The sequence below is a fragment of the Streptomyces sp. SID3212 genome, from assembly GCF_009865405.1.
Lineage (GTDB): Bacteria > Actinomycetota > Actinomycetes > Streptomycetales > Streptomycetaceae > Streptomyces.
On the sequence record NZ_WWJY01000734.1, the window covers coordinates 1 to 2,904 of the forward strand.

The window sequence follows — 2,904 nt, forward strand, 5'->3', positions numbered from 1 at the left end:
GGGACGCGGGCTCTCCGGCCCGTACCGGGGGCCGCGCGCGGTACCGCCGTACGCCCGCACCGCTCCGTACTCCGTCCGGACCCCCGCCCCGCCGCCGGATCTCCCGCCGCGTGGCCGAATGGCGGAAGCTGTCATATATGAGCCCCGTCGCCGGCGTCCGCGTCAGCAGCCCCGCCGTCCCATCGGGCCCGTCTCATGTCGAGGCGCGGCAGATGGCCCTCGGCGCTGCGCGGGGCCTCGCGCAACGGGGTGCCCTCGTCGCGGTAGTGGTCCAGGGCGCGCAGTTCGTGGCCCGGCAGCAGCACTCCGTCCGCACGGACGACACGCCACCACGGAACCCCGCCCCCGTACAGCGCCAGCACCCGGCCGACCTGGCGCGGGCCGCCCTCGCCGAGCCACTCCGCGACGTCGCCGTACGTCATCACCCGGCCGGCCGGGACCAGTTCCACGACCTCCAGCACCCGGTCCGCGTACGCGGGCAGGTCACCCGGCCGCTCCGGCCCCTCCCCGGACGCCGCCGTGTCCGGCTTGTCCCGCTCCTCGTACCTCATCCGACCCATCCTGCCGCACGCCACCGACAACCCGCCCGCCCCCGTCACCCCCTCGCGCCCCAGCGCATTCGTTCGGTCACCGTGTGTGCATACACACGCAAAGGGACGTATCTCGCACACTCCACGCCCCCGCAATGCACCCTGATGCCCCCGTCTGTCGGCCGCTCGTGCCACCATCATGCGGGCGGTGACTGGTGATACGAGATCAAGAAGAGACGGACTCGGCGGAGGGGCAGGGCGTGCAGCCACCTGCGGCGGCGGACACTTCAGGGGCTGAGTCGCGCCCCGACGCGTCCACCGGGCCGCGACCGGGACGGTCCTCCGGCGACGGCCGGGCGCGGGCCCATTCCGGGCCGGGCCCCCTCGCGCGCTCCGGATCCGGATCCGGCGGAGGATCCGGGACAGGCTCCGGTACGGGATCCGGTGGAGAGTCCGGTACGGGATCTGGTCCGAGGTCCGGTGGAGAGTCCGGTACGGGATCCGCCGCCGGGTCGGGTGCCGGCCCCGGGCCCCGGCCCGAGCCGTCCCACGAGCCCGCCACACCCCACCGGCCCGTCACGCCCCACGAACCCCCCACGTCTCACGACTCCCCCGCATCCCCCGCGCCGAACGAGTTCCACGAGTCCCACCGCGGATCGCCGGATCCCGCCGACCCGTCGGGCCCGGCCGACCCGTCGGAGGGCCCGTCCGGCGCCGCCGCCTCCCGCGGCGAGCACACCGGAGCCACCCGGTCCCACCCCGACACCGAAAAGGCGCACGCAGACGCCTACGCCAACAAGGCCTGCGACGACACCTCGGGCGACGACACCTCCGGCGGAGCCACCCGCGTCGACCGCCTCTCCGGCGACGAGCCGCTCCTCGCCGCCCGCGTGCACCGCCCCTCCGACCTGCTCCGCCTGCTGATCGGCCTGCTCGGCATCGCCCTGGTCATCGGCCTCTCCGCGTTCGCCCACGGCACCACCGCCGGGCTCGAACAGGACATCAGCAAGGGCACCGGACAGGCCCCCGACCTCATGGTCAAACTGGCCGGCCTGGCGTCCTCCATCGCCGTCCTCCTGGTCCCGGTCGCCTTCGCCATCGAGCGGCTGATCAAACGCGACGGACTGCGCATCGCCGACGGCGTCCTCGCCGCCGTCCTCGCGCACGGCGTCACCCTCGCCACCGACCTCTGGGTCGCCCGGTCCGCGCCCGACTCCATCCAGGAGGCACTGACCAGACCCCAGCTGGGCGCCGGGCTCACCGACCCCGTACACGGCTATCTCGCCCCCGTCATCGCCTACATGACGGCCGTCGGGATGGCCCGCAGACCCCGCTGGCGGGTCGTCCTGTGGGTCGTGCTGCTGCTCGACGCCTTCGCCATGCTCGTCGCCGGGTACACCACCCCGTTCTCGATCGTCCTCACCGTCCTGATCGGCTGGACCGTCGCGTACGGCACGCTCTACACGGTCGGCTCGCCCAACGTCCGCCCCACCGGGCAGACGCTGATGGCGGGTCTGCGCCGGGTGGGTTTCCGCCCGATCAGCGCCATGCGCGCCGAGGACGTGCCCGACTCCGCCGAGCAGGGCGACCGGGGCCGCCGCTACTTCGTACCCCTGGAGGACGGGCCCCCGCTCGACGTCACGGTCGTGGACCGCGAACAGCAGGCGCAGGGCTTCTTCTACCGCGTGTGGCGGCAGCTGACGCTGCGCTCCATCACCACCCGCAGATCCATCCCCTCCCTGCGCCAAGCCCTCGAACAGGAAGCCCTCCTCGCGTACGCGGCCATCGCCGCCGGCGCCAACGCCCCCAAGCTCATCGCCACCTCGGAGCTGGGCCCCGACGCCGTCATGCTCGTGTACGAGCACCTCGGCGGCCGGTCCCTGGACGCGCTCGCCGACGACGAGATCACCGACGAGCTGATGCGCGGCGCCTGGCGCCAGGTCAGCGCCCTCCAGTCGCGCCGCATCGCGCACCGCAGGCTCACCGGCGACGCCCTGGTGGTGGATCGTTCCGGCAGGGTCGTCCTCACCGAGCTGCGCGGCGGTGAGATCGCGGCGGGCGACGTCGTCCTGCGGATGGACACCGCGCAGCTGCTCACGACCATAGGGCTGCGGGTGGGCGCGGAGCGCTCGGTCGCCGCCGGGGTCGAGGTGCTGGGCCCCGACGCGATCGCGGACAGCCTGCCGCTGCTCCAGCCGATCGCGCTGAGCCGCTCCACGCGCGCGACGCTGCGCAAGCTCGCGCGCGAGCGCTCGCAGCGCGAGCGGGACGCGGTGCTCAAGGCGTCCGAGGCGAACAAACGCGCCCGGCTGGAGGAGACACACGCGGGACCCCACTCCGCCGACGGCGCGGCACACGCGGGGCGCACGGCAGA

At 74.2% G+C, this 2,904-nt stretch carries 1 protein-coding gene and 1 pseudogene; one reads left to right on the plus strand and one right to left on the minus strand.

The window, feature by feature from the left end:
* Positions 1 to 131 precede the first annotated feature (131 nt).
* A complete protein-coding gene (locus GT042_RS22335) occupies positions 132 to 551 on the minus strand; it encodes an MGMT family protein (protein ID WP_275942199.1) in 420 nt (139 codons plus the stop codon).
* A 239-nt stretch (positions 552 to 790) separates the two neighbouring features.
* Here GT042_RS22335 and GT042_RS22340 point away from each other — a divergent pair.
* Positions 791 to 2,904: pseudogene (locus GT042_RS22340) on the plus strand (hypothetical protein); the annotation flags it as partial.